Source organism: Moorena sp. SIO1F2, assembly GCF_010672755.1.
GTDB lineage: Bacteria > Cyanobacteriota > Cyanobacteriia > Cyanobacteriales > Coleofasciculaceae > Moorena.
Genome location: NZ_JAAHFV010000022.1, coordinates 26287 through 53038 on the forward strand (window position 1 = coordinate 26287; position 26752 = coordinate 53038).

The following is a 26752-nucleotide window of genomic DNA, read 5'->3' on the forward strand; positions in this document are numbered from 1 at the left end:
CCTCTTGCCTTAGGCGTAGAACTATATCACAAAACCCAAGGCAATTTAGCAGAAGAATTCCAGGGTTTCTCCCAAGGAATACCACCAACTTCTAATCCACATAACTTACTTTCAGCTATCAAAATCGGTTCAACGTTATCCCCACGTCGTTGTTTAAGTTCCAACCTCAGGTGACCTTGCATAGTATCCCGGCAAATGAAATCTAACCCCTGTTCCGTCGGAGCTCGTAGAGGTGTACCAGGATAGTCAGTTGTACCAGTTAACTCTACTTCATACTCCCCATTGCGCCCTTGCATCTGCCAATTTCCCCAAGGCTCAATCTGCCAGCTTACTTCTGAATTCCACGGCACGAATTCATAAAATTTACCTTCGTAGTGAATGCCAATCAATGCAGCTGCTTCTGCCAACCCCATTACTTCCCGTCTACCACCACCAGCAGTTAGAGCCAGGTCTGGTTGATCGGTAAAACTGTTGCAATTAAGCCAAAACCACTTCTTAGGAAAAGCACGACCCCAATTTTTTTCCCCATAGGCCGGGACATTGGTAAAGTCATATAGCCTACCATTCCAATCAATCCAGCCAGTGGCTAAACCGTGGGCCATCAAGATTTGCCATCCTGGTTCAAATATCTGTAAAAACGAAAGCCAGCCAGCGGTTGATTGCTGGGGTTTTCCCTGATCTCCCCAGCCATAAATCGGTTTAATTTCATAGCGCCAATCACAATAGTTTCCGCTGGCTGGGTCCCGAATAAACCCTTGATTCAAGGTAGCTGTAGCCTGATATCCTTCCTTGATTTGATACTCAAATTTATCCGGGTCAAGGTATTGAGGAGTAATTTGTAATTTAGTTTTACCCCAATGTCCTAGACCTAAGGATTCCGATGACCCCCAAAACTGTTCCGGATGGGGGAAGGTACGACACAGATACTGATCATCAGGGCCTAGAATTTGGGCTGAACCCCCACTATAGGGTTGACCACCAATGGGGTCTTCAATGGAATACATAAACGCAAACGTCTGACCACAACTGGGTAACGTCACCCGATAGTACCAACCTTCAAAAAAGCGATCGCTCTTACCGTCCCAGTGATATCCGCTGTGGGGTGTTTGAAAAGGATGTGTCATAGACTAGGGTTTTGGTAGCTTGGGGGATTTTGCCATTAATTATTATAAATTCCAGCATCAACTCTTCCCCTAGAAGGGTTGAAAGTTAGCAGGTTACATGTTGCATGTTGGGCAAATAACCTACCCCACGGGAACGCCAAAGGCGAACAACCACATAACCTTCTATGGTGGGCAGATGGTGGGCAGTGCCGAGTAACCCTATAACCAGCTTGGTGAATCTGTCTGATGCACTGCCCACCCTACATTAACTGTTCCCTGTTACCCCTACTCCCTACTCCCTACTCCCTACTCCCTAATGCCCGATAAAAAGGTATTCACACCCGAAATGACTGCTGATGGCTCATTCACCTTCTTTTGTTCAGAAATTGGTGAATCCTATCACAGCCGACAAGGTGCCATAGAAGAAGCCCAGCTGAAGTTTGTCAAACCCTGCCAAATAGCTGAAAAAGCCCAACAGCCAGTGCTACGGTTATTAGATATCTGTTATGGTCTAGGTTACAACAGCGCTGCTGCCCTAGCGGAAATTTGGACACACAATCCCCACTGCCATGTCCAACTAGTTGCCCTAGAATTACACTCTACCGTACCACAAGCTGCGATCGCTCAGGGTTGGCTTAATCACTTTCCCAATCCTATCCCCCAACTATTAGAGGCTCTGGCAACTACTGGACTGGTTGAAACCCAGCAATTGCAAGCTCAACTCTATCTCGGTGATGCCAGAAAAACTATCCAACAGGTGCAACAAGCTAACTTCCAAGCTGATGCTATCTTTCTTGACCCCTTTTCCCCACCCAACTGTCCCCAATTATGGACTCTCGAATTTATTCAACACTTAGCCCAATGTTGCTCAGACACCGGTAGACTAGCCACCTACTCTTGTGCCGCAGCAGTGAGAATTGCCCTGATCACAGCTGGGTTTACTATTGGCTCTACCATTGAAGTGGGAAATCGGCAACCCGGTACTGTCGCTAGCTTTACTGAAGCTGATTTACCTAGCTTATCAATCCGAGAACAAGAACATTTGCAAACTCGTGCCGCTGTGCCTTACCGAGACCCGAATTTATCAGACTCAGCCTCAGACATTCTACACCGACGCCGCCATGAGCAGCAAAACTCTTTACTTGAAGCAACTTCCCATTGGAAAAAGCGTTGGTTGAGAGAGCAAAGGGAATAGGGAACAGGGAATAGGGAACAGGGAGTAGGGAGTAGGGAGTAGGGAGTAGGGAGTAGGGAGTAGGGAGTAGGGAGTAGGGAGTAGGGAGTAGCAAAAGGCAAAAGGTGTTGCTTAATAATTGAATGATTTTAAGAGTGAGGTGGAATGGGCATCTTGTGTGGAACTGGCATCTTGTGTAGAACTGGCATCTTGCCAGTTTCCTGGAATGGGCATCTTGTGTGGAACTGGCATCTTGTGTAGAACTGGCATCTTGCCAGTTTCCTGGAATGGGCATCTTGTGTGGAACTGGCATCTTGTGTAGAACTGGCATCTTGCCAGTTTCCTGGAATGGGCATCTTGTGTGGAACTGGCATCTTGCCAGTTTCCTGGAATGGGCATCTTGTGTGGAACTGGCATCTTGTGTAGAACTGGCATCTTGCCAGTTTCATGCTTATTTTCGCGCGGGCAGGATGCCCACTCTACTCCTATTCATTCAAAGACTGACGCAACGCCAGGCAAAAGGCAAAAGGCAAAAGGCAAGACAGGTTTAAGCGATGGAGTCCCGATTCCCGATTCCCGATTCCCGATTCCCGATTCCCCTTTTATAGTAATAATACGGTAATTATTGACTTAATTAGCAATTAATCAAATTAAATAGGGAATAACACTATTTATTCTCCCAATATAGTAATCATGCTTCTCCGGAATTATTAATTCTCTCTCGTGCATCTTTAACAAAACTGCCAATTTATGACATCAAACTGAGGTCAAGTGTGAGTATGATAGGGATGCAAAGATGGAAGCAAAAAGCTAATCTATGGTTGCAGTAGCAATTCTAGCGGCAGGACGCGGAACTCGCATGAAATCTGACCTGCCCAAAGTCTGTCACCGTTTGGGTTCACAAACTCTAGTGGAGCGAGTGCTCAACAGTTGTGTTTCTATTAACCCCTCCAGAGTGATGGTGATTTGTGGCTATCAGAGTGAACGGGTAAAAGAAAGTCTGAGCGCCTACACCAATGTAGAATTCGTTGAACAGAAAGAGCAATTGGGTACTGGTCATGCCGTCCAGCAACTGTTGCCCCACTTGGCAGACGATACCGGAGACTTACTGGTCTTAAATGGTGATGTTCCCTTGTTGCGTCCCGACACCATTAAACAACTATTAGAAAGCCATCAAGCCCATAACAATGGCGCTACGATCCTAACTGCCCATGTGCCCAATCCCACCGGTTATGGACGGGTTTTCTGTGATAGTAACAATCAGCTGCAACAGATTGTGGAACACCGGGATTGCACTGATGCTCAAAAGCAAAATAACCGCATCAATGCTGGTGTCTATTGCTTCAACTGGTCTCAATTGGCTTTGGTCTTACCAAAACTCTCTGCGGATAATGACCAAAATGAGTATTACCTAACGGATACGGTTACCATGGTTAATCCAGTAATGGCAGTGGATGTGGAAGATTACCACGAAATTCTAGGGATTAATGACCGTAAACAGCTGGCCATGGCTGAGCAGATTTTGCAAGAGCGGATTAAGGATAGCTGGATGAAGGCAGGGGTGACATTAATTAACCCAAACAGTATCACCATTGATGACACTGTCCAATTGCAACCTGATGTCATCATTGAGCCCCAAACTCATTTGCGGGGTAAGACCGTGATTGGTGCTGGTAGCAGGATTGGCCCAGGGAGTCTGATTGAAAATAGCCAGTTGGGTGAGAAGGTGACCGTGCTATATTCAGTGGTCAGTGATTCTGTGGTTCAAGATGGCACCCGTATTGGTCCCTATTCCCATCTTCGGGGTAATGCCCAAGTAGGAGAATCCTGCCGTATCGGAAATTTTGTGGAACTGAAAAATACTCAGATTGGCGATCGCACTAATGCCTCTCATCTATCTTATTTAGGAGATGCTACCCTAGGGTCCCGAGTGAATATTGGCGCAGGTACGATTACTGCCAATTACGATGGTGTTAAAAAGCATAAAACCCAGATAGGCGATCGCACTAAGACTGGCTCGAATAGTGTTTTGGTGGCACCACTCACCTTAGGAGAAGATGTCACTGTGGCCGCTGGTTCTGTGGTTACCAAGGATGTTCCAAACGATAGCTTGGTAATAGCTCGTGGAAATCAGGTAGTTAAACCCGGTTGGCGATTAAAGACCACTGAAGATTCCAACAGCTGAGCAAGTATAGGGATGGCTGTAAGTTGATCAGGTTGTTGCTAAATTCCCTAAATTGGGTGTTTCAAGAGGGGCAATAGGGGTAACAGAAGTAAGAAGGGGAAGCAAATGACTAAAGACTGCGATAATAATTGTTGAGGTAAAATTTAGCTAGCCTGATGACCTGGGAAATTGCTTCTGTTGTTGCTAAATCTGTTACCCCTATTTTAGGGAGAAAAATTCAAACTAGGCTAACTCCTGCCGACATCCACAAAGCAGTAGAGCAAGGACTCAAAGCTGCCCTAGTGCGAGAAGAACCCTTGGCACCAGAGCAGCGCCTTTTCTATTACTCTGCTCCTGATGCGATCGCGTTTTTTCTGGAAGACTTTTTCCAAGATAGGGAAGTACAGGAGGAATTACACAAACCCCTCCAAGAGGAGCACAAAGCACCATTAACCTCTTTGCTTGTGGAGAAATTTAAGCAGGTAGCCTCAAACTATGCCCCCACTCAACCACAAGATAGTTTTATCCTTCCCTGGATGGAAACCTTTGTCAAGACTTATACTGAGAAAACCAGCACTTATTTACAATTTCAACTAACTAAGGAAAACTATTTCCAGCAAATTTCCAACAAGATTGATCATGTTAAGTTTGCTGGGATGTTGGTAGCGACCCAGCATGGAAACCATTCCCTTAAGCTTGACCAAATTTTTGTCATGCCTGAGGTGGAAGTGTTACATCCTCCCAGTAGTCAGCGACCGGTAGAGTCGCGGGCTTTTCACCCTCAGGTAGCATTACCCGGTAAGCAATGGCAACCATTGCCCATGCAAACGGTTAAAAAAACTCTTGCCCAATATTTATTAGCGGTAAAAACCTGGCAGGTTACCTCTGCTAAATCCCGAAACGTCATGTTACTGGGTGCGCCTGGTTCAGGTAAAACCACCTTAATGAATTATGTTGCTGTCATGTTAGCCCAGAAGCAACCAGAAGCAATGGGGTTAGCGCCAGATCTTGACTGGCTGCCGATTTTAATTGATATTCGGGATTGGGTCGAGTATTCAGATATCAGTATTCTAGACTATGCACGGCAGTTTGCTGAAAAAAACCTATTGCTGAAATCCCTGCCTAAAGGTTTCTTTGAACATTGGCTGGAAGATGGACGAACATTGATTTTGCTCGATGGGCTTGATCAAGTTACAGAACCAGCCAAAGGTGAGGAAGTCGTAGGGCAAATTAAGGATTTTATCCAGCAATTTCCTAATAATTGGGTAATTATTACCTCCGATAACGACCGTTACCTTAACTCAAATATCCCCTGGGAGTTTTTCTGGAACCAAGATTTTTATCACTATCAACTTCAGTTATTTGATGACAGTCAAATAGAGGAATTTATTCAGCGCTGGTACTATAGTCAGATTCAATACAAAGCAGAAGCACAACGACTTAAAGAAAGCCTGAGCAAAGTGCTATATGAGCATCAGCAGATTAGACGCCTGGCACGAAACCCCCTATTGTTGACAATTATTACCCTAATTCACCGCTATCATTTCCGATTGCCTTTGGAGCGCTATCAGCTTTATGACCAGGCAGTAGACCTGTTATTAACCTCCTGGGATAATAAACCTGATAGTAGTCCAGATATTAGTAATAATCAGAAGCTGAAATATCTGGGATTGAATGATTGTAGACGATTGATGGAACGTCTCGGGTATTGGATGAATATCCAGGAGAGTAAAACGGAGAAAGAAGGTAGGATAGTAATTAATCGAGATGAACTGATCGCTTGGTTTGGTAGAGAAATTAAAAACCTGAAACAGATTCAGTTAGACGAGGCCAAGGCAGAGGCAAAACGGTTGGTTAATTTAATTAGCGTTCGCGTAGCGGCTCCAAAGGAGCATCGCACTGGCATTTTAACACAACAAGGATTGGATGGTTACGCCTTTATCCATAAAATCTTTCAAGACTATCTGTGTGCTCAAGAAATTAACTATCAAGCCGATAATGAAGAAAATTTTGAGATTATCCTTAATCATATCCAAGACTATCTCCATGACTCCCACTGGCAAGACGTGTTGCTGCTACTAATTGCTCAGCTTAAACCAAAAAAAGCCGCTAAAGCAATTCAGGAAATTTTAAATCATGGCAGTGAGTATGAGTCTTGGTTACATCGGGATTTATTATTTGCTGCCACTTGCCTTGCAGAAAATCCTCAACCCTTGAAAATAGCAGATAATTCCCTACTGCAAGAAATTTTAGCAGCATTAGTTACCCTAGCAGCCAGTGATTCACGGCGAGTTGGTTACCAAATTCATCAGCAAGTCTTTCAAATCCTATCCGACTTGAATCAGACTGAGATTAAACTTGACCTTTTACAACTATTGAAAGATAGAGCAAACTCTCAGAAAGATACACAATCCCAGGAAACCCAAGTCAAGTTAGAGCAAAACCAGTTAGGGCAAAACCAATTATGGCAAAACCCGACAGTCCTCAAAACCTTTTTGGCAGGGCTAGAGGATAATAATAATACCGTGCGTCACCAGGCCAGTGAGATATTAACTAGTGATAGATTAACTAGTGATAGTTTAAATAAATTAGACTCTCCTGACTATTATCTCACTACTCTAGATAACACTAGTCTTCCAAAAAATCCTCAGAACTTATCACTAAGCGCTATTGTCAGATTAGACAATACTTCAGAAAGCTTAGTAAATACATTGCTGAGCTGGCTAAAAGATGACGATGCTACGGTTCGTTCTGAAGCAGCTTTAGCATTAGGTGAATTAGCTCAGGTTTCTGAGCCAGTCGTGAATAGCTTGTTGATGCGGTTAAACGATAAAAATTCTCGTGTTCGTTACTCCAGTATCTGGGCATTGGGCAAATTGAAGCAGCGTGGTAAAACCGTTGTGAGTGCGTTATTGACAAGGCTAAACGATCAAAATTCTCGTGTTCGTTGCTTGAGTGCTTCAGTGTTGGGTAAATTAGACCAGCGTAGTGAAACCGTAGTCAGTGCTTTAATCACATCCCTCAAAGATCAAGATTCTGATCTCCGTTGTGCCGCCGCTACTGCTTTAGGTCAGTTAGTTGACACTCCCCGGTCTAAAGACGCGGGGATTCTTTGTTCACAGACTCGACTTGCTCAACCAGGCCAGAGCCAGGAAGAGTAGAGGCCAAATCTCCCAAAGCGTTCGGATCTAGGATCCAAGTTCCTGTGTGCCCCACAGTACTTAAGGCTCTTTTTAGGATGTTGATTGCAGCATTATAATCTCTATCAAGCCTGCAACCACACTTACATACATGGGTTCTAGTCGATAAAGACTTTTTCACTACTTCACCGCACCTAGAACAATTTTGGCTAGTATAAGCAGGATTAACTGCAACAGTTACCTTCCCGAACTTAATACCAAACTGTTCCATCCATTTCCGAAACTGATACCAACCTGCATCATTAATTGACTTGGCAAGACAATGGTTTTTGACCAGATTTTTGACCCTCAAATCTTCATAAGCGACCAGATCGTTAGACCGGATTACGCAACGTGCCAGTCTCTTGGCATGTTCCTCACGCTGCCTACTTATTTTGAGGTGTGTTCTACCTAGTTTATTAATAGCTTTCTTACGGTTAGCAGAGCCTTTCTTTTTTCTGGAAACCCGACGTTGATAAAATTTTAGACGCTTTTCTCCAGTCCGATAAAACCGGGGGTTAGGTTCAGCGTTCCCAACGGAATCAGTATAGAAGTCCTTTAGTCCGACGTCTAATCCAATAGCGCTCCCAGTTGGCTCCAGTTCTTCCGCTATGTCAACTGAAACACAGAACTGGACATAGTATCCATCGGCTCGACGGACTATCCTAACCCTCTTGATTTGCTTCGCGGTCTCGCGCCACAAGTCCCATGTACCTTTGAGCTTGAGTTTCCCAATTCCTTTCTTGTCAGTGAAGGTGATTGACTTTTTATCAGGGGATAATTTCCAGCCTGATTGTTTGTATTCGACTGACCTGCCACGTTTTTGGAATTTAGGAAAACCCTTTTTACCAGGTACCTTCTTCTTGCAGTTGTCATAGAAACGGCCAATCGATGACCATGCTCTTTCAGCAGCAGCTTGTCGAGCGGTAGAGTTTAATTCATTAGCAAATGGGAACTGTTTAGCTAATATTTTGCAATATTTGCTAAGGTCGTATTTTCCCGTCCCTTTATTATCCATCCATAGACGAATGCAAGAGTTTCGGATAAATCTAACTGTCCGGATAGCTTCATCAATGGCTTGATACTGGGACTTTTTGCCTTTAGCTTTAAACTCTAATATGATCATCGGATATCGACCCTTTCCGTTACTCTTTTAGAGTACCACATTTAGCGAAAACTATCAGGACATATCTCAGAAAAGCCGTCCTAGAAGGACGGGGCTTTAAACCCATACATAATTTTTGGTAATGGTCAGTTAGGGAACCTTTCTGAAACAGTTGTCAGTGCCCTACTACCCCAGCTAGAAGATGAAGATTCTGATGTACGTTGTGCCACTATTAATGCCTTAAGCCAGTTGGGTAATTCTTCACAAGTTGTGATCACTGCTTTGCTGGGGTGCCTCAAAGATGAAGAGTCTGGTGTACGGGCCTCAGCAGCTGAGACCTTAGCTGAGTTAGGTAAACCATCTAGTTATGTGTCTAGTGCTCTTGCACAATGGATTGAGCTGCACCAAGCCTCAGACTATGTGGGTAGTGGGATTGATGCTCTATGGAATTTGGAAATCCCACAAGGGAGTAGGGAGTAGGGAGTAGGGAGTAGGGAGTAGGGAGTAGGGAGTAGGAGCTGAGGGGTTGACCACAAGGCTAATTCTCAGAAAAAATGGCTAAAAGTATTGCTAGGCAACGCTTTTAGCCATTGAGATACTATTTAGTATAAAAAATCAATTATCAAAATATCAAAGCTATACACAATAGCAGTTTGAGGCCACTAAAGTTAACAGCTTAGTCTAACAGGTACCGAAAAGCCATTACTAATGACTATCAAGATTTCAGCATCCTGTATGCGTAATTGTTCAGATACATTTAAATCGACTTAAATCGACAAAAATTCCACATCCTTAGTCATATTCAAGGTATCCACAATCTTTTCGCCAGTATGATAAGCCGCTAGCAGAACTTCGCTAGTTTTGCCCCATGCGATCGCACCATTAGCATCTAGAGCGATAGCGGCAAAATCTCGCTGATTCTTCCGAGCTTCCTTAAATGAACGCTCCATGGCATTCACCAGGGATAAACCATCAGTGACTCGCACCACAATCCGTGCTGCTAGACACTCTTCCATAATGTCTTCCCCGATACCGGTGCAGCTCACTGCTGCATCACCAGTAGCGTAATTTCCTGCTGGCATTGCCGAGTCACTGACGCGACCAATCCGTTCAAAACCCTTACCACCAGTAGAGGTCCCTGCTGCCAGATGACCCCGGCTATCTAGTACAACCACACCAATGGTTCCCCTTCGAGCTTCAGAGCTGGTCACCAATTCGTCCTCAGCAATCACTCCCGCCATCTTATGGCTAAAATTGGCCTGCCTTTCTTTGAGCCACTCTTGTAACCGCAGCTGCGTCATAGGATTGTAAACCGGGAGTTGCATGTCTCGTAACAATTCTGCCGCTCCATAGTCCGACAGCACGCGGTCATCGGAGCCTTGCAACGCTTCTGCCAGCTGAATCGGATGCTGCACTCGCGACACATTAATCACACCGCTGAAGCGCTGAGATTGACCTTCCATCAGGGACGCACTCATCCGGATTTGCCCATCTGATTGCAACACTGAACCGGTTCCAGCATTAAAGCGCGGGTCATCTTCTAACAGTTGGCAGCCTCGGACCACAGCATCAGTCGCACTACTACCGTTCACTAACAAGGCATAAATCTCCTCAATAATTGAGTGGAGGGACTTGCGAATCGCATCAGCCCCTCCTTTGCCTTTTATAGAACTACCAGCACCACCGTGGATAATGACTTTGGGACACACCGTCTTCACAAACATACACAAGAATGAAGAAAAGATTAAGGATTAGAACACATAGTGTGAATTATGAGAGTCTGCTGTGTCAAGTATGAAAATATACAAAACACAAAAAGTTCACTGACGAAACCTTTGGAACTAGCCCTGGTTATCCTTGATACCTCATCTCTGCTTCACGCCAGATTTCCGTCTGCGACAGCGCTCTGAGCAATATTTGACTTCCTCCCAACAATCTTGCCATTTTTTGCGCCATGTAAAGGAACGTTGACAAACAGGGCAAATTTTTGTTGGCAGGTTCGATTTCAATTGCTGGCGTGTCATATTAGTTCTATTATAGATAATGAGTATCTTTTATTGTAACAAATTATTAATTTCTATCAAGTTTAATAAAAAAAAATTACAAAATTTAATTATATAGCGGTTAATCGTTAATTGTTTATTGTTAATTGAAAACTTTTGAGTTTTGATTGTCTATAGCAATTATAAATAGGTTGTGAAATTTCACGGGGGCAGGATACCCGTACTCACAATGATTTTGGGTTTCGGAATTTTCACAACTCGTTTATAAAACCTATAATTTTTCATACTTATCAAGTACTTTGTCCTAGGTTTTAGGCAATAGGGAGTACGCAATAGGGAGTAGGCATAAGCCAATTGACTGTACATCATTACTAGGATAAATGCTATAGTAAGGGGAAAAAGAACCCTTATTATCAAGTCAGGTTGAATACCCATCTTTCTAGAGAGCGAGGGGAGGGTGGGAAGTGTGGGGAGATAGGGAGATAGGGAGATGGGGAGATGGGGAGATGGGGAGATGGGGAGATGGGGAGATGGGGGAGATTTTTATTAAGGGTAATTATCCCGACATGATATATGACCTTTCCCAACTAATCGATAACTAGATAACAATTAATCAAACTAACAATTAATCAAACTAACAACTAATCAAACTAACAACTAATCAAAGAACCTATGCAACCTATTCGACAAGGGGACGTTATTTTACTTCCTGTAGAGCAAATCAATGGACAACAGTTACCTCACCTAACCCTAGCAGAAGGAGAGGTAACTGGACATTCCCATCGCATCAGTGATGGTGTTGCTCAGTTATACGAAAAAAATGGCATCCTTTATCTACAAGTTCTCTCAGAAATAGCAACCTTAACTCACGAAGAGCATCAGCCCATAGAGCTTCCACAAGGTAGCTGGATGGTGCGAATTCAACGGGAATATGAACCTCAAGGATGGCGATATGTTGCTGACTAATGATGCCTAATCTCAGGTCTGAGGGAACAGGGAGTAGGGAGTAGGGAGTAGGGAGTAGGGAGTAGGGAGTAGGGAGTAGGGAACAGGGAGTAGGGAGTAGGGAGTAGGGCACAAAAATTATCACAATTCATTGAGGTGCCCTATAAAACTTATAACTTGTAACTTGTCACCTGTAACTTGTAACTTGTAACTTGTAACTTAAAAAGTATAAATTACAAATTACCTGAATACAAAGTAATTAACCGAACTCGATACTATCTGTTCACACAAGTTCTGATCGTTAAACCTTCTCCAGTCGAACCAAAGCATTGTAGTCTGGAATATCTACTTCAGGCGATCGCTTGCCTTTATCCAATAGCACATTTCCTTCAGGCCAATGTACCTGTAAATTTCCTGGTGTAATCGGTGCGATATGGATGTGTCCTTGGAATTGACCCTGTTGATTCCTCAGAATTACGGCATCGCCATGGTTTAATCTCAGTTTTTTAGCATCCACCTGACTAATCAGCACGGCCTTTCGCTTTGCCCCAGTAATGGCATCTTTCTGTTCTTGCACCATGCTGTTAAATTGTTTACCTCGCCTGGTGGCTACCAAGAAATGACCTTCTGGCAGTTCTAGCTTAGGTGGAGATAAAGGGGAAAAATGGGCTAAACCATCCGGTGTGGGGAAATTCCAACCAAAGCAAAGATGGGAACCGCCATACTGGAACTGATCACCGGCTTCCTTAAGATGTTGGATACCAGCATACTGGGGGATAACCTGGGCAATTTCTGCCCGAATCGCGGCTGTGCTATCAAAGTGTAATTTATCTGCCAAATCGGGACGCACTCGCCGTGCTAGCTCCATAAAGACTTCCCACTCCGGACGGGCTTCCCCAATCCGAGGGCCAGGAATTTCTGGACTGAAAATCACCCTTCTCTCGGTACTGGTTTCAGTGACTCCCCCTGGAATTTCGTAGCGAGTCGTGGCGGGTAACAAGAGTACGGTTTCTCCAGGTTCTACTAACATTTGACTGGAGAGGACAATATCCATATGGACTCTCAGAGGGATTCGCTGTAGTGCCTCTTTGATATAATCCGGTTCTGGCAACACCTCCAGGAAATTGCCTCCGACGGAAAATACTATATCCAACTCCCCTGAATGGGCAGCATCAATCATTTCCGCTGCTGTTAATCCTTTGGTGGTGGGTACTTCAAACTGCCATTGTTGGCTGAGCTTAGCAGCATTTTCTGGAGTAATGGGCTTGCCACCAGGAAAAACCGTGGCATAGCATCCCATTTCTGCTCCTCCTTGCACCCCAGAGTGACCCCGAATCGGCATTAACCCACAGCCTTCTCGACCAACAAACCCTTTTGCTAAGGCTACGTTAATGATGGCTCGCACATTATCTTCGCCACACTGATGTTGGGTAATACCCATGCTCCAGACAAACACAGCTTTATCAGCTTCAGCTAGCATCTTGGCAAAGGCGTACATCTGTTCACGGGAAGTACCGGAAAGCTGTTCTAGTTCTTCCCAGGATTGGTTAGCTAGGGTTGCTTTTAATTGCTCAAAATTAGTCGTATGATTTTTGATGAAGGATAAGTCTACCCAATGGTTGGCAATCATCTCCTTGAGGGTGCCATTGAGGAATGCCATATCCCCACCCATGTTGATTAAAAAGAAGTCTTCGGCAAATTTAGTACCAAATAAGGCACTTTCGGGAATCGAAGGCACCCAATAGCGTTCCATACCTGGTTCTTGGTAAGTGTTAATTACCACGATTTTGGTACCAGCCTTCTTAGCCCAGTGGAGATACTTAACTGTAACTGGTTGATTGTTGGCAACGTTAGAGCCAATGAATACTAATAAATCTGTGCCAATCCAATCTTTATAAGAACAAGTAGTAGCTGCTACTCCTAATCCGGCTTTAAGTCCAGCAGTACTGGGAGAATGGCAGATGCGAGCAGCATTATCTATATTATTAGTCCCTATCGCTCGCACTGCTTTTTGGGCAGCATAGTAGGTTTCATTTACTGTACCTCTACTGGTTAGATAAACGCTAAATCGGTTAGTGCTGCTATCAATGGGTGAAGGTAAACTATTCCTTAGGGAATCACTGATTAATTCCAGTGCTTTATCCCAACTAATTCGACGAAATCCTTGCTCCCCTCGTTGCCGCATCATGGGGTAAGCAAGCCGTCCTAAATCCCGCAGTTGGATACTTTTTTTCCTCTGAAGCTGAGAGACATCTGCTAAGATTTCGGGGTCAAATGCTGCCATGGTATTCATCCGCAACAGCCGCAGCCGGACATTACAGACATGGACGCCATCAAGAGTCCAGTCTTTCATACCAGTAGTGCCAAGGGCGCAACCGTCGCACACTCCCTGATTTAAGATATCCCAAGCATAGGATAACTGGTCTCGGTTTTCCCAAGCTGCTCTGAAGACTTCCCAATAATTGTTCGGGTATTGTTCACCAATACCGAATGGTTTCCAGTTTGCCCAGTGGGAAGGAGTCCAGCGTTTTTTTGGTTGACGCAGCATGAGTTTGGAGTAACGTTAAAATCTGGGGACTTGATCACGTTACCATAAACTTATAGCAATTATCATAGCTATGAGGTAAACAATTTCTGGATTTTAGGGAGCAGGGAGCAGGGAGCAGGGAATAGGGAATAGGGAATAGGGAATAGGGAATAGGGAACAGGGAACAGGGAACAGGGAACAAAAATTCTCACAATTACTCTACGGATTACTATCTAATAAATTACTTAATTTCAGTTAATGCTGATGATGAAATGTTGGAGGGAATATAACGGTTTATTGGTGTCAATAAAACTGAGGTTTAAAGGGTTGGTTGCTAGGAATTATTGTGTTTGTTGATAGCAGAGCGATCGCTTAATTTAGGAATACCATAAAAAGTTAGATAAATCTATAGTATTTATAAAATAAGTGAGGTATATTTATAATTTTAAGGAATAGGTAATAGTAATCCAGTTCTACTCCCAGGGCGTGCGCTTTCCGTAGGCGAATTAAATTCGCCACGGGTCGCACCGCTCCCTACTCCCTACTCCCTACTCCCTACTCCCTACTCCCTGCCTTTACAGATAATTTTAAACTTGGTGCAAGCTCTGAGTATAAAGTATGAATCAGCACCGTAGCAAAACTAAATCCCAAGTCTGGGTAGTGGAAAACAGCCAAGTGCGATCGCGTTTAGATCAACTGGCAACAGAAGAACCCTTGGAAATTCGCCTGACCTCCCCCCAGAAAACCGTTGCGGTGACGATGCGCACCCCAGGGGCAGATTTTGAACTAGCAGCAGGGTTCCTCTATAGTGAAGGAATTGTGAAAGATCGGGATGATATTCAACGGATTAGCTACTGTGTGGATTCTAATCGAGATGGTGAGCAGCGCTATAACATTGTGAATGTGGCTCTGAGGGAAGAACTTACTCCAGATTTGCAGCCCCTGGAACGCCACTTTTTTACCACCAGCGCCTGTGGAATTTGTGGAAAAGCTAGTCTTGAGGCACTACGGTTGCGAGGGTGTCCAGTGATGTCTGATGCTATGGAAGTTAGCACTGAGGTGATTTACAGCCTCTCGGAACAGCTGCGTTCAGCTCAATCAGTGTTTTCCACAACTGGGGGAATCCATGCTGCTGGGTTGTTTAATTCCCAAGGAGAGTTACTCTGTTTACAAGAGGATGTAGGACGTCACAATGCTGTGGATAAATTGGTGGGTTCAGCGTTATTAACTAATCAACTGCCCTTAAGCGATCGCATTGTCATGGTCAGTGGGCGCTCTAGTTTTGAGATTTTACAGAAATGTCTGATGGCTAGGGTACCAATTGTTTGCGCTGTATCTGCGCCCAGCAGTCTAGCGGTAACCCTAGCCAGAGAGTTTGGGATTACTCTAGTGGGATTTCTGCGGGGAAAACGGTTTAATGTTTACTCTGGGAAAGAGCGTATTTCTAGTTTGTGTGATCGTAGTTGATATGTCAGCATTCAGCCGTTAGCTTAAAGCTCAGGCTGCATCGCTGATTCAGAAGCTGTTAAGTGTAACTTACCCTATTCAAATAGTATGCCCATAGCCCATAAGCTGATAGCTGAATGCCTGCTTGACTGACAAAACTATTCAACAGCGTAGTGGTACGTTTGTATTTTGAATGGATTAGTCAGTAAATTAATACCTAGTTTGGTGCGGGTAAGGCAGGCAGGATAAAAGCCGAAGCGGCTCGAATGACAGCGGAACGTTCTTTGAAAGGAACGCGACCCCCTGGATAGGTTGTATATTGCTGACAAAATTCTACTAATTCTGTCGCTGATTCAGTCGTTGATAATCCACTTAGAATAAAAGTGAGTCGGTCAGGAGCACCTAAAGTCACATTGCAAGGGCGACTACAGGCAGCCATACAGCGAACCGGCTGAAGATGAACGGTATCTTGTAAATTTCGGGCAGCTAGTTCAGTTTGGAGTTGGTTGATAAAGTATTGGCCTCCTGACAAACCGCCTCGGCTTTTTTCTGTCGCAGAAAATCGACAAAGAGAACAGACGAATAAAGTTGCTGGAATCATTTTGAATAGAAGTGAAATCAATCAGTCAGTTCAACTTGAGCAAGGCTGAATCTTTGAGGCCGGGGATACCGCCCCCAACGATGATTAAGTCATAGGTGAATCCACTCATGAACGCACCAAATTATCGTTGTTTTGCTCAGAAGCCATGTTTTGGGCGGACACCCCAGGGGATGCGGCCCGCACAGCCCGGAACATGCCAAAGCGACACAATCCCGCCCCAAAGGCTAGTCGCATCAGCAAGAAGGTGGGCACTTCCCGCAGGGACTTGATGAACCCGACAAAACCAAATTTGAGTAATCCGCCTGGGCGGACAAGGCCCTGCCAGATAGAATCCAGCCAGGCGGGGAGGGTTTCCTGAGTCCAATCAGCAGTGGCCACCTGGCCTGCGACCAGCCCCGTCGCCTCCAACTGTTCTGAAAAGCCTTCAATGCTGGAAAAGGCCGGGTGAGACCATTGATCCAGCAGTTGTCGCATCACCGGACGCTCCCACCAGTTCAGGGGTTTGCGTCGGTCGTCCCGCTGATTCCAGTCGGCAATGACCAGAATTCCACCCGGTTTCAGAACGCGCAATAGCTCTCTGGCAAACTGCGCCTTGTCAGGTATATGTGGGCCTACCTCGATCGACCAGACCACATCAAAACTGGCATCGGGGAATGAAAGAGCCAGGGCATCATCGACCTGAAAGTGGGCATTCACCCCAGGCGGTGTCAGTTCTTGAGCACGTCTGACTTGCTGAGGGCTGATGGTGATTCCCGTGACGGCAAAACCACAGTCCCGCGCCAGAATGCGACTGCTGCCGCCAATGCCACAGCCCACATCTAAGACCGTAGTACCGGCAGAAAGCTTGTCTAACCCACCCCAAAGCACCATTTCATGCACAAAATCTGACTTGGCTTGGAGAAAATCCTTTTTGCGGGACGGAGAGCCGTAGTGCCCCAGGTGGATATGTTCGCCCCAGTAGAACTCTAAAATGCCATCATTCGTCCAATCGTCATAGGAATTGGCAACAGAATCAGGAGATTGATAGCGACGAGGCGTGAGGAGATAAAGCGTAATCCCGACTATCAGGAGTGCCAGTAAAATTCCCAGAGTAGTACCCAACACATTCATTTAGATTAAACCTCAACCTTCAATACTTCTATCTTCAATATCTTTAATCGAAACCAAACGTTCTGAGGCAGCATCCCACAGAAGGAATTGGGAGCAGTCCAGGAGATTTGTGATTCGCAGAGTCTTTACATCCGAGAGCAGATGGCAATTTTCACGATGACAAGCTGCAAGATGGTAATTTGGAATTCTTTCGGAGAGATGATGAATAGTGTGATAGCTGATGTCTGCCGTAAACCATCTGAGAACGGCGGGTAATTCTAAATAACTGCTACCCTGAACTGCACCGAGAACATAGTTCCACCCTGCTGTTTTGTGAGCATACGCACCCTCAAAAATATGCTGCACAAAAAAGATCCAGATGAAAATCGTTGCAGAACAACTGAGTGTAATGGAGTAAATGCTCCAAAACAGCCCAAATCCCCATAAGTTACTCAGGAAAATCCAAACACCAACTACACAAATGTTGTTAAACAGTAGATCCCAAAATTCAGCAGCGGACTGCCAATGTTTCGACTGATGAGCAGAGACGGTTTGCCCTAAGTTAAACCCTGAACCCTGCTTCAAATCCGTGAATACATGATGGATGAAATCATAAACTCCCATGATTAAAACTAACCTGGGCTTGATGACCAGATAGAAAAAGCCCCCTGGAATCGCCATCAATGGATGTCGCAGGACTTCATACAGTCTTTGCTTGAACGGATCGAGCTTAGAAAACTCCTCAGTGGATAAGAAATCGGCAACGCCCCGATATCGCTCCCAGTCGCCATTAGTTTTGTGATGGTAGGCATGATCTCTCGACCAGGCATATTGGGGAATCGCGTTGATCACACCCAGCAGAAACCCCATGATTCGGTTCATTGATTTTGACCGAAACAGAGAATAGTGTCCGCAATCATGCATCAATGAAAAACAGCGCAGGGAGAAAAGAATTAGCAGCGCAATAATCGGGGGTAGAAGCCACAGCGAAATCGATGCTGCTTTCACAGCCAAGAGCCATAAAAGAACATAAGGGACAAGGGTATTGAGAATTTGATAGGTTGCCCGCAGGTTGCTGCTCTTGATGTATGGCATCAAAACAAAGTCAGTTTTTCTGAGCGGATGCGGTGGTTTTAGTTGCCGGGAAAATTCACGTTTTACAAAGGGATGAACCGATGTAGAGATCTGTCCAGTATGATACAGATAATACTTGAGCATAATGGGTCTCAATTCACTGATACATTGGGATTAGTTGTGCTAGGCAATTCTCGTTCCGAGACGCTACGGGATTATTCCGAGACAGGCTTCGCGATCGCCCGTCAAGGTTACTGCTCACGATTGTGCAGGGCCAATGCTCAAAGTGCCTTCAGAGGCAAACGTCATATCCTTACCTCACTTGGTGCTGGGATAATTACCGTTGAGAGCGTGAATGATGTTGAGATCGATTCAGACAAATCCCAGAGAGAGCGAAGATGACAAGTCCGAAGACTGTACCGGGTTCTGGAATAGCATGAGTGTTCAAGACCCCAACTGCTTCGAGATCAAAACCACCCGATCCAGGAATTGGGGTTTGCCAGGGATCATAAATCGGATTCCCTTCTGCATCCGTAAACGCCCCATTACCGGGAATATCAATAATTCGCACAAAATTGATATTGTTGAGATCAATCAAGTCGGGTTGGGCTATGGCGCTCAGCACATCCAGGTCAAACGGGGTTCCCCAAGAAGTCTGTACAAACTCATCCTCAGAGATCACCACCCCATTGTTAACGTGCTTACCCGCCAGGTTATACACTTGAGTCGGATCAATTTGTCCAATCGGATCAAGGGGATTGGGTGTTCGGGAAATGCTGGGAAAGCGCACAAAGTTTACCCCGTCGGTTGACACTTCAACGTAAGCGAGTTCAGCAAACAACAAACCTGTATCCGCAAAGCCGAACCCATTCTCAAATACAGCAAAATCTGCCCCGTCTCCATTACGAATGGCTCGATCAAAGGTTAATGTAATCTCACCAGGGTTTACACCAGAATTAATTTGCTCTGCGGTGAGTTCTCCTAACGATACAATACCGTCAAAAGCCCCTGTTACCTCGCCCAGCGCTCGTTCAGGAGTTTGCCACTGTTCTAAAACCCCCTCAGCAGGCAAATAGTTGATGTATCCGCTAGCCCAATCAACAAAAACAGGATTGACTGTATTATTCGGGGTAACATTGCCCAGTCCATCGTCACCAACAAATCCGGGAATTCCAGAATCAATCTTGCCAGGGTCAAAGGTAGAACCGGAAAAATCCGCTGCCAGTGCTTCTCCGCTAGCCAGGGTGAGCAGACAAGTAATTCCAGTGAGTGTAATGTTCTGAAGTGTTTTTAGGGATTGCATTTCTTGTTCTGATTGTGGGTTGAATTTCGGTCAGAATTTTTGGTCAAAATTTTTAAGCGGGATCAGCCAGTTAACCAACCGATTGAGAAGAAATTTCCTGACGTAATAAACGGGCGGCTGCCACTCTGTTTTTAACGAGGGAACCACCTCTCCAAAAGACTTCTAATGCCTTCTTCACTTCCCGCTTGTTGCCAATGCGAGGATAACCTAAAGTTGCGGTTTAAACCGTCATGGTTGAAATGTCCTTAATTCAAGTTGCAAAATTCTAAAAACCTAACCACTTTGTAGAATTCAAAGCAGCGAAAACTGACATCATTAACTGCACGATGCAGCATCATGAAGATTCATTAGTCTGAGTCGTGAACTGAGATGGGTCGAAATCACAGTTGATAGGGAAGCCTCTGCAATTTTGGTTTGATTCTATACAGAAACAAGACCAATTACCCGATTGCAAATTAACTGCGTTGGCGAAGCCTGTCCGAAGGACATCGCTATCTAAAAACTGCTGCTCTTTTTTTTTAAATGCAGGCAGTCACCCCTCTATCCAAGGGACTCAGTTCAAATTTGTTGTTCAAATTCAGTTACAATCGCAATCGCTTCCGAGCTTCAGGAAAGCTTCCCTCAGAATTGAATTGAAAAAATACTGGATTGACCATCATCCGTACCTCGCAGATGTTGCAGAACATGGACTTTTTATCGGCGGGCATCCTGACTGAGAGCGATAACGTCTCCTTCACAGTTGCGGTACAGCGTGGGATTCTCACCCAACTTTCCCCGTTTCTTTTAGCGGCTGATCCCCACTAGAACCGATAAGTTATTTTATAGTATACTACATTTTCTTGCTTAGAAACATGTATAGCCATTTTCAATCGCCTGAGGTACAGATTTGAGAGGTGGCGGCGCACCGCACCGCCACCTCTTGCCAGCGTTCCTGAAATAGTGTTTGGAGTAAAGGCTCGACTAAATCAACGGTAGAGGAAAAATCCTTCTATTCAATATTTTGATTGCCATAGAGGGGTTCAACAGCGCGGTGATTCAGTGGAGTTACCCAGCCATAAAAGTCAGTCATGGAGTGTTAACGATTAAATGACAGACTGGCGACGGTTCACGATGCGCCAAAGCAATAGGCTATGGAAAATTGTAATTCTTCCAGACCAAATCAAATGTTTAACAAACAACTTACCCACAATCTCCCAACCCATTCGATGCCCATCTGCTAAGACTGGATAAGCAAACAGAATTAATCCTTGATACAGTGCAAATCCCAAAAGTGAGGCGATCGCCATCCATGTCAAATATCTACTAAAGGAATCCCGACACCAACCTGGCCACCAACTTGCCGCAACAGCAGCCAACAGGGTACCGATTCCCATCAATGCTCCCCAGGTGAAAGCGGTGGATGTTAGGGGATAGCCCCGCAATCCAAATCCAATAGCTTGATTGACCAACCAAACTAGCAACGCTACACCCACAGCCCGTTGTCGAGACAAGGTCGCTCCACTCATGCAAGCAAAGGCAGCTAGAGGCGCGTGGGCATAAACCCCATTACTCGCAACTCCCACTACAAGTAAGGTGAAAGGCCAAAACCGTCCATTTGCTATGAGTCTCCAAGCTTGAGCTGTAATGTTTGGGTTAGATGTACTACTTTGATAAGTTTTCATGGGAAAGGCCCTGTAATTATTTCTATAGTAAACATAAGCCTGTGGTTACAGAAACTAGGCAAGGAGATGAGATGGCCTTAAGCCACAGCGGGTTATTCACGAATGTATATCCTAAAGACCTCTCCAAAAACTTTAAAGTATCTCAGTAACTGATTTTCAGCACCCAAATTGACCAATTCAATTTTACGTTTAGTTAACGCTACAATGGGCTTTATGACACTATTGATGTTAATTTAGCGCCAAAACTATGAATAGAATATTTTTGCTGATTATAATCTGTTCGCGTAGCTTGGCCTACTGCCAAAGGTCTTGCTCTGACTTGTTCAGCACTATCTACTATTAACTCATCCTCAGTCAAAGCTTCCCGAATTATTTCCGACTCTTATTCGCACTTTTTTACTTGTTCTAATAGCGATGCAGCGCGGTCTTGGGGGTCTCCCCCAAGACCGCGCTGCATCGCTTTCTTATAGCCTACTCCCTACTCCCAGTAAGGCTAACAAGGCTGCTTGTCACCCCGTCGAGCCTAGCTTAAAGTATTGATTAACCTGAAAAATCCCAAAAAAAGTGCTTCAACCTCTCACAGGAGATAATCTTCACCGAGAGGAAAGCATACACTTAGGAAAAACCCAAATGGAAATAAAAAATAACTTGCTACCTAAGCAATAATCTTCGTATTATAGCACTACTGACCAGAAAAGGAGTGTTTGATGAGATTACCCAAACAAGTAGCACCAGTCAAAAGACCGGATCTGATTCAACCCTATCGGGCAGTGGATGTGGTTCATGGTAGAGGCGAAGACTTGGTGACTATTCGCATGGACTTGACCCATGGTGCCAATTACAATGACCCAGCACCCTTTGCTTACCCTAGTTATCAGCAACTCAAAACCTCTGGCTGGGGCGGATGGTATTGATGTGGTCGTGCCCCTAGGTCAAGGGTCAGCATTCAGCCGTCAGCATTCAGGCGTCAGCATTCAGCCGTCAGCTTTTGGCTCACGCTGCGCGAACAGTACCGTGGCACAGGCTTCGACCCTGTGACCCATAGGCTGATAGCTGATAGCTGATAGCTGATAGCTGATAGCTGATAGCTGATAGCTGATAGCTGATAGCTGATAGCTGATAGCTGATAGCTGATAGCTGATAGCTGATAGCTGAATGCTTACGGTTAAATAGATGTCGTAAACCATAAGAAACAATAAGAAACAATTATGCCAGAAGAAGAAACTAAAACTCCCAGACGCGGTCGTCGCAGAAAAACCCAGGCCAAGCCAAAAGCAGAACCTGCTGCTGCTTCTCCATCTGTTCAACCAGAGGTTAATGAAGAAAAGAAATCAGTGTTACTTGCTACTGGTCTAGAAGATTATGCACGGTGGAAGGTTATGTTTAAAGACCAGAAGCCAGACAATGACCCCCCTTTCCGTCGGGGACGCATTTGGGCTTAATCAGGGGATGAGTGGATAAGGATAGCAGGGCTGTTTCTTGCGTCCGACTAAAATTTCACGGGTAGGGAGATAGGGAAATGGGGGAAATTTTTATTATATTAATGGTAATTATCCTGAGATGATAATAGCCTTCAATGGTCGTATTTTGACAAAAGCGATCCATCCCTACTCCCTACTCCCTACTCCCTACTCCCTAAAACCACCCGAGTAAAGTCCCTCATCCAATTGAGAAATAGTATATATGATTAATAAAAACAATGCTAAAAAATATGCTCAAAAAAGTAGCCTAAAACTATTCCGTATACCCCTACAAGCTACTTTAATTGGGTTTTTCCTTATCAATGGAGGATGCTTAGCCCAGACAATTCCACTGACCGAAAATCTGATTAACCTCGATTCCGATCACGGAGAAAGGTTACTGATGGCAAGCCAAGCCCGAGAAGACTATTTGCCCCTAAGTATTCAGTTTGTCACTCAGGAAAACCTGGCTTACTGTGGAGTAGCTAGTATGGTCATGGTGCTAAATGCTTTATCAATTCAAGCTCCAGAAGCACCGGAATTTAGGACTAACCGCTTCACCCAGAAGAATGTTTTTAATGCCAAAACTGAGCAAGTGCGGATGGCTGAGGTGATTGCTCGTCGGGGCATGACTTTGGAACAATTAGCAGGATTATTGGAAACTTATCCAGTTAAAGCAGAGGTTTACCATGGTGGTGATTTGACCCTGGATCAGTTTCGCAACATAGTTGTAAAGAATTTGCAAGAAGCGGAAAATTTTGTCTTAGTCAATTACTTACGCAAAGCCATTGCTCAGAAAACTGGGGGACATATTTCTCCTTTAGCTGCCTACAACCACGAAGCAGACCGTTTTCTGATCCTAGATGTCTCTCGTTACAAGTATCCTCCAGTCTGGGTCAAGGCTGAAGAATTGTGGCAAGCAATGGCGACTAAGGATTCAGAGTCTAAAAAGACACGGGGGTTTGTGCTGGTGAGTCCCCGTTGATTGTCAAATTGATTGTCAAATTGATTGCATTCTCATTAATCTATCAATATTGATGTTTATATCATGTCAGGATAATTACCCTGTCTTGATGCAGTCGCTCATGGGGGAAACCCCCAAGACCGCGCTGCATCGCTTTATAAAAATCTCCCCCATCTCCCCATCTCCCCATCTCCCCATCTCCCCATCTCCCCATCTCCCCACACGCCCCACCCTCCCCATACTTTTATGATGGGTATTCAAGCGGACTTGATATTATTTTAAGCTGACAGCTGACAGCTGACAGCTGACGGCTTACAAACTAATCATTAAAACTAATCTGTTCTCCCATTGATCAATGTTTTGTCTGTGACCAGCAAAGACAGGAAAATAAGTAATGGCAAAAACACGATTGCCCAGCCAATTCCTAAAGCCCAGGCTGGGTATCCTTCATAGGGAGTCCTAATATCTTTTGAAAACTGGGTTGCTAGCAAAGCGACTAAAGCCATAGGAATCAGGTATTTTATAGAAAAATTCCACCATTTCCCAACCGTCCAATCACTAACTTGGTTGATGTATCGTCGCAACTTTTCCACACCATATACCCATCCCACTAGGATGGATTGGAAAATAGCTACCAACATCAAGTTATAGTTAGTAACAAAATGATCTACAATATCTAAAATGTATAATCCAGCTCTGGTAGTGTAAATAATTCCAGCAATAAATCCCCCTAGACAAACCCCAATTGAAACCTTAGCAACATTTCCCTGTTGTTGTTTGTCAAGGATAGTCGCATTCAAAGCTTCTACTAGGGAAAAGGCGCTGTCGATGCCTAGGGAAAGCAGCATCACAAAAAACAGCAGACTGAACAGCCAAGGCAAGGGCATCAAGCTTAAAGCTTCCGGAAAAACCACAAACGCTAGACCTGGATCAGAAGCAGCCAGCTCTGCCAAGGGGGTGTTAGTTTCTCCTGCCATATATCCTAAGATTCCGAACACTACAAAACCGGCAAATAAGCTGATACCACTGTTGATCAAGGCAGTTAACCAGGTATCTTTAGCAATGTCATCCCCTGAGTTTTTGTAGCTAGCATAAGTCACCATAATTCCAAATCCCAGAGATAAGGTAAAGAAAATCTGTGAGAATGCAGCTGTCCAAACTTCCGGGTCAACTAATGCACTCCAAACTGGAGTAAGATACAGTCTCCAGCCATTGAGAAAACCTGGTAAAGTTACTGCTCGTAATAGCAATACTCCCAGTAAAATAATTGGAAGTGGCACGCTGTAGACAACGACTTTGCCCACACTGGTCGTGCCTTTCCAAATACAGAAATAAATCAAGACCCAGACTACAAGTAGAGACCATAAGATTGGCCAGTTGATACCACCTAATACGTTAACCCCATCGCTGATTTGCAGAACACTATCAAAGAAGTAGCTTTTAGCATCACTCGACCACTTGACCCCAAAGGATGCCAGAAAGTATATCAAGCTCCAGCCCATGACAACTGCATAATAGGAGACAATGATAAAGGCTGACATCAGGGCAAACAGACCGAGACTGCCGAAATTGGGGTGTAATTTCCTAAATGAGCCTATGGCTCCCCGTTGCATTTTTTGTCCTACCGCAAATTCCAGCATCAACAGTGGAACCCCAATTAGGACTAAAGCGATCAGGTAAGGGACTAAAAATGCTCCCCCACCGTATTTCCCAGCTAGGTAAGGAAAGCGCCACACATTCCCTAAGCCAACTGCAGAACCTACTGCTGCGAGGAGAAATACTGTTCTTGAAGCCCAACGTTGACGAGCCATCTACAATTCCCTCTATCTTGATAGTTCATGCTTCATACTTCATCCTTGATACTTCATCCTTTACAATTAATCCTTGATACTTCATACTTCTTTAAATTCTTGCCATAGGTTTGCTTATTCCATCACAGGTTTTAGGGAGTAGGGAGTAGGGAGTAGGGAGTAGGGAGTAGGGAGTAGGGAGTAGGGAGTAGGGAGTAGGGAAAAAATTCTGTGTATCTCATTTATGTTTACATCCTAAGCATTCAGCCATTGGCTGATAGTTGAATGCTTACGTTACATCTAAAATACAAACCCTATATAGCGGTTTTTAACCTAATGAGATACACAGGATTTTTTACGTGTTCCCTCTTTTCTCTTCCCTGTTCCCTGTTCCCTGTTCCCTGTTCCCTAAAATCCATAAAATTTTACCTCATAGCTATGATAATTGCTATAGGTTTACATCTCAAATACAAACCCTATATTTCACTTCAAGGTGCTTGGTAACTTTACGCCCAGTAATATCGCTCTTCCTGCCATAAACAAGGATAAAGCTAACCAAAGAAGATGAACACTTTGAAACTGCCAAGACGCCACAGCCATAGGTGCAAATCCCACCACCAAGGCGATTACGGTAGAATTACGTAAGGTCTGTCCTGCGGCTAAGCCCAGAAAATAACCATCCAGCATAAACGCAATGGAACCAAACCCTAACACTAGCAGTAACCAAGGAACATAGACAGTAATCGATTCGATCACCTCAGTGTGGTTTGTTAACAGCCCAAAGAGTGTCTGGGGAAACAGCATAAACAGGAAAGCAAGGTTAATTCCTAATAGCAAACAGCTTCCTCCAGCCATTCTCAATAAAGGGACTAACTGCTCTTTTGCTCCCTTACCTTGTAAATTACCTGTCAGAGTTTCCGTAGCAAATGCCAATCCATCAATAAAATAAACAGCGATGCTGAACACCTCTAGTATCAAAGCATTTTCCGCCAAGATGGTGGTACCAAGAGCTGAGCTCAAATTGGTAAACATAGACAAGGTAAAAAGAATCGCTAAGCTTCTGATAAAAATATCACTATTTAGGGTAAAAGTAGCTTTTATTTCCGACAAGTACCAAATTCGCATCGCTACTGATATTAGCTCTTGCCACTGGATTTCTCGCGT

General features: G+C 44.6%; 31 protein-coding genes, 1 pseudogene and 1 riboswitch. Of the genes and pseudogenes, 13 read left to right on the forward strand and 19 right to left on the reverse strand.

The genetic code is table 11. The features are described 5' to 3' along the window. Positions 1-26 precede the first annotated feature (26 nt). On the reverse strand, positions 27-1124 hold the full coding sequence (locus F6J94_RS04875) for a tocopherol cyclase family protein (RefSeq protein ID WP_293037488.1): 1098 nt from the start codon (positions 1122-1124) through the stop codon (positions 27-29). Positions 1125-1419: 295 nt separating this feature from the next. Here F6J94_RS04875 and F6J94_RS04880 point away from each other — a divergent pair, with 295 nt between their 5' ends. Then, a complete protein-coding gene (locus F6J94_RS04880; protein WP_293037490.1) occupies positions 1420-2298 on the forward strand; it encodes an MnmC family methyltransferase in 879 nt (292 codons plus the stop codon). Positions 2299-2409: 111 nt separating this feature from the next. Here the strand turns inward: F6J94_RS04880 and F6J94_RS04885 are convergent, their stop codons facing one another. After that, positions 2410-2712: a hypothetical protein gene (locus tag F6J94_RS04885; protein ID WP_293037493.1), complete on the reverse strand. Its 303-nt coding sequence runs from the start codon at positions 2710-2712 to the stop codon at positions 2410-2412. Position 2713: 1 nt separating this feature from the next. On the opposite strand from F6J94_RS04885, the gene F6J94_RS04890 reads away from it, so the two are divergent. The 3 genes from F6J94_RS04890 to F6J94_RS04900 all read left to right on the forward strand — a co-directional run bounded on the left by F6J94_RS04890 (position 2714) and on the right by F6J94_RS04900 (position 7602). Then, complete coding sequence (locus F6J94_RS04890) at positions 2714-2899, forward strand: hypothetical protein (protein WP_293037495.1); 186 nt, start codon at positions 2714-2716, stop codon at positions 2897-2899. A 195-nt stretch (positions 2900-3094) separates the two neighbouring features. Beyond that, a complete protein-coding gene (glmU, locus tag F6J94_RS04895; protein ID WP_293037497.1) occupies positions 3095-4462 on the forward strand; it encodes a bifunctional UDP-N-acetylglucosamine diphosphorylase/glucosamine-1-phosphate N-acetyltransferase GlmU in 1368 nt (455 codons plus the stop codon). A 155-nt stretch (positions 4463-4617) separates the two neighbouring features. Then, on the forward strand, positions 4618-7602 hold the full coding sequence (locus F6J94_RS04900) for an NACHT domain-containing NTPase (protein WP_293037501.1): 2985 nt from the start codon (positions 4618-4620) through the stop codon (positions 7600-7602). Here the strand turns inward: F6J94_RS04900 and F6J94_RS04905 are convergent. Further along, the gene (locus tag F6J94_RS04905; RefSeq protein ID WP_075904071.1) at positions 7535-8746 is read right to left on the reverse strand and encodes an RNA-guided endonuclease TnpB family protein; all 1212 of its coding nucleotides are present in this window, start codon (positions 8744-8746) and stop codon (positions 7535-7537) included. The two genes, F6J94_RS04900 and F6J94_RS04905, sit on opposite strands and share 68 nt — an antisense overlap. A 111-nt stretch (positions 8747-8857) precedes the next feature. On the opposite strand from F6J94_RS04905, the gene F6J94_RS04910 reads away from it, so the two are divergent. Continuing rightward, positions 8858-9205, forward strand: coding sequence for a HEAT repeat domain-containing protein (locus F6J94_RS04910; protein ID WP_293037566.1), 348 nt, complete (start codon positions 8858-8860; stop codon positions 9203-9205). 287 nt (positions 9206-9492) lie between these two features. On the opposite strand, the gene F6J94_RS04915 is transcribed toward F6J94_RS04910, so the two are convergent. The 3 genes from F6J94_RS04915 to F6J94_RS04925 form a co-directional block, all read right to left on the reverse strand. Then, positions 9493-10449, reverse strand: a complete 957-nt coding sequence (locus F6J94_RS04915) for an isoaspartyl peptidase/L-asparaginase (RefSeq protein WP_293037504.1) — start codon at positions 10447-10449, stop codon at positions 9493-9495. A gap of 141 nt (positions 10450-10590) precedes the next feature. Further along, entirely contained in the window at positions 10591-10749 is a 159-nt protein-coding gene (locus tag F6J94_RS04920; protein ID WP_075904077.1) for a DUF2256 domain-containing protein, read from the reverse strand. 180 nt (positions 10750-10929) lie between these two features. After that, the gene (locus F6J94_RS04925; protein WP_293037507.1) at positions 10930-11097 is read right to left on the reverse strand and encodes a hypothetical protein; all 168 of its coding nucleotides are present in this window, start codon (positions 11095-11097) and stop codon (positions 10930-10932) included. A 95-nt stretch (positions 11098-11192) separates the two neighbouring features. On the opposite strand from F6J94_RS04925, the gene F6J94_RS04930 reads away from it, so the two are divergent. Continuing rightward, positions 11193-11330 carry a hypothetical protein gene (locus F6J94_RS04930; protein ID WP_293037510.1) on the forward strand — a complete coding sequence of 46 codons (138 nt, stop codon included), beginning with the start codon at positions 11193-11195 and terminating at the stop codon, positions 11328-11330. A gap of 70 nt (positions 11331-11400) precedes the next feature. Beyond that, positions 11401-11694, forward strand: a complete 294-nt coding sequence (locus F6J94_RS04935; protein ID WP_293037513.1) for a hypothetical protein — start codon at positions 11401-11403, stop codon at positions 11692-11694. On the opposite strand, the gene F6J94_RS04940 is transcribed toward F6J94_RS04935, so the two are convergent. The 3 genes from F6J94_RS04940 to F6J94_RS04950 all read right to left on the reverse strand — a co-directional run bounded on the left by F6J94_RS04940 (position 11691) and on the right by F6J94_RS04950 (position 14412). Then, positions 11691-11825: a hypothetical protein gene (locus F6J94_RS04940; protein WP_293037517.1), complete on the reverse strand. Its 135-nt coding sequence runs from the start codon at positions 11823-11825 to the stop codon at positions 11691-11693. The genes F6J94_RS04935 and F6J94_RS04940 overlap by 4 nt on opposite strands. Positions 11826-11974: 149 nt before the next feature. Next, positions 11975-14221 carry an FdhF/YdeP family oxidoreductase gene (locus F6J94_RS04945; protein WP_293037520.1) on the reverse strand — a complete coding sequence of 749 codons (2247 nt, stop codon included), beginning with the start codon at positions 14219-14221 and terminating at the stop codon, positions 11975-11977. A 68-nt stretch (positions 14222-14289) separates the two neighbouring features. Continuing rightward, complete coding sequence (locus F6J94_RS04950; RefSeq protein ID WP_293037523.1) at positions 14290-14412, reverse strand: hypothetical protein; 123 nt, start codon at positions 14410-14412, stop codon at positions 14290-14292. Between the two features lie 406 nt (positions 14413-14818). Between F6J94_RS04950 and fdhD the strand changes: the two genes are divergently transcribed. Further along, positions 14819-15667, forward strand: coding sequence for a formate dehydrogenase accessory sulfurtransferase FdhD (gene fdhD / locus F6J94_RS04955; protein WP_293037526.1), 849 nt, complete (start codon positions 14819-14821; stop codon positions 15665-15667). 196 nt (positions 15668-15863) lie between these two features. Here the strand turns inward: fdhD and F6J94_RS04960 are convergent, their stop codons facing one another. From F6J94_RS04960 to F6J94_RS04980, 6 genes and pseudogenes are all read right to left on the reverse strand, one after another. After that, on the reverse strand, positions 15864-16247 hold the full coding sequence (locus F6J94_RS04960; RefSeq protein WP_293037529.1) for a DUF1636 domain-containing protein: 384 nt from the start codon (positions 16245-16247) through the stop codon (positions 15864-15866). 105 nt (positions 16248-16352) lie between these two features. Continuing rightward, a complete protein-coding gene (locus tag F6J94_RS04965) occupies positions 16353-17357 on the reverse strand; it encodes a methyltransferase domain-containing protein (protein WP_293037532.1) in 1005 nt (334 codons plus the stop codon). A 12-nt stretch (positions 17358-17369) separates the two neighbouring features. Beyond that, positions 17370-18554 (reverse strand): fatty acid desaturase, encoded by a 1185-nt coding sequence (locus F6J94_RS04970; RefSeq protein WP_293037535.1) that lies wholly within the window; start codon positions 18552-18554, stop codon positions 17370-17372. 193 nt (positions 18555-18747) lie between these two features. After that, complete coding sequence (locus F6J94_RS04975) at positions 18748-19713, reverse strand: hypothetical protein (protein ID WP_293037538.1); 966 nt, start codon at positions 19711-19713, stop codon at positions 18748-18750. A 70-nt stretch (positions 19714-19783) separates the two neighbouring features. Then, positions 19784-19918 (reverse strand): annotated as a pseudogene (locus F6J94_RS34145) (hypothetical protein); the annotation flags it as partial. 475 nt (positions 19919-20393) lie between these two features. After that, positions 20394-20539, reverse strand: a riboswitch (cobalamin riboswitch). A gap of 256 nt (positions 20540-20795) precedes the next feature. Beyond that, complete coding sequence (locus F6J94_RS04980) at positions 20796-21374, reverse strand: hypothetical protein (RefSeq protein WP_293037541.1); 579 nt, start codon at positions 21372-21374, stop codon at positions 20796-20798. Positions 21375-21788: 414 nt separating this feature from the next. Here F6J94_RS04980 and F6J94_RS04985 point away from each other — a divergent pair, with 414 nt between their 5' ends. Together F6J94_RS04985 and F6J94_RS04990 are read left to right on the forward strand one after the other, a co-directional pair. Next, positions 21789-21914 (forward strand): hypothetical protein, encoded by a 126-nt coding sequence (locus F6J94_RS04985; protein WP_293037544.1) that lies wholly within the window; start codon positions 21789-21791, stop codon positions 21912-21914. Between the two features lie 167 nt (positions 21915-22081). Continuing rightward, entirely contained in the window at positions 22082-22288 is a 207-nt protein-coding gene (locus F6J94_RS04990; RefSeq protein ID WP_293017984.1) for a cyanobactin biosynthesis system PatB/AcyB/McaB family protein, read from the forward strand. A gap of 60 nt (positions 22289-22348) precedes the next feature. Here the strand turns inward: F6J94_RS04990 and F6J94_RS04995 are convergent, their stop codons facing one another. Further along, positions 22349-22561 carry a hypothetical protein gene (locus F6J94_RS04995; protein ID WP_293037547.1) on the reverse strand — a complete coding sequence of 71 codons (213 nt, stop codon included), beginning with the start codon at positions 22559-22561 and terminating at the stop codon, positions 22349-22351. A 21-nt stretch (positions 22562-22582) separates the two neighbouring features. Between F6J94_RS04995 and F6J94_RS05000 the strand changes: the two genes are divergently transcribed. Next, on the forward strand, positions 22583-22816 hold the full coding sequence (locus F6J94_RS05000; protein WP_293017980.1) for a cyanobactin biosynthesis PatC/TenC/TruC family protein: 234 nt from the start codon (positions 22583-22585) through the stop codon (positions 22814-22816). Between the two features lie 241 nt (positions 22817-23057). Further along, on the forward strand, positions 23058-23819 hold the full coding sequence (locus tag F6J94_RS05005; RefSeq protein ID WP_293037550.1) for a phytochelatin synthase family protein: 762 nt from the start codon (positions 23058-23060) through the stop codon (positions 23817-23819). A gap of 61 nt (positions 23820-23880) precedes the next feature. On the opposite strand, the gene F6J94_RS05010 is transcribed toward F6J94_RS05005, so the two are convergent. Both F6J94_RS05010 and F6J94_RS05015 read right to left on the reverse strand, forming a co-directional pair. Then, on the reverse strand, positions 23881-24012 hold the full coding sequence (locus F6J94_RS05010; RefSeq protein ID WP_293037553.1) for a hypothetical protein: 132 nt from the start codon (positions 24010-24012) through the stop codon (positions 23881-23883). A 118-nt stretch (positions 24013-24130) separates the two neighbouring features. Next, positions 24131-25609, reverse strand: coding sequence for a sodium-dependent transporter (locus tag F6J94_RS05015; RefSeq protein ID WP_293037556.1), 1479 nt, complete (start codon positions 25607-25609; stop codon positions 24131-24133). 315 nt (positions 25610-25924) lie between these two features. Between F6J94_RS05015 and F6J94_RS05020 the strand changes: the two genes are divergently transcribed. Continuing rightward, entirely contained in the window at positions 25925-26092 is a 168-nt protein-coding gene (locus F6J94_RS05020; protein ID WP_293037561.1) for a hypothetical protein, read from the forward strand. Here the strand turns inward: F6J94_RS05020 and F6J94_RS05025 are convergent. Next, positions 26072-26752, reverse strand: a 681-nt coding sequence (locus F6J94_RS05025) for an MATE family efflux transporter (RefSeq protein WP_293037563.1), incomplete at its 5' end; no start/stop codon positions are given. The genes F6J94_RS05020 and F6J94_RS05025 overlap by 21 nt on opposite strands.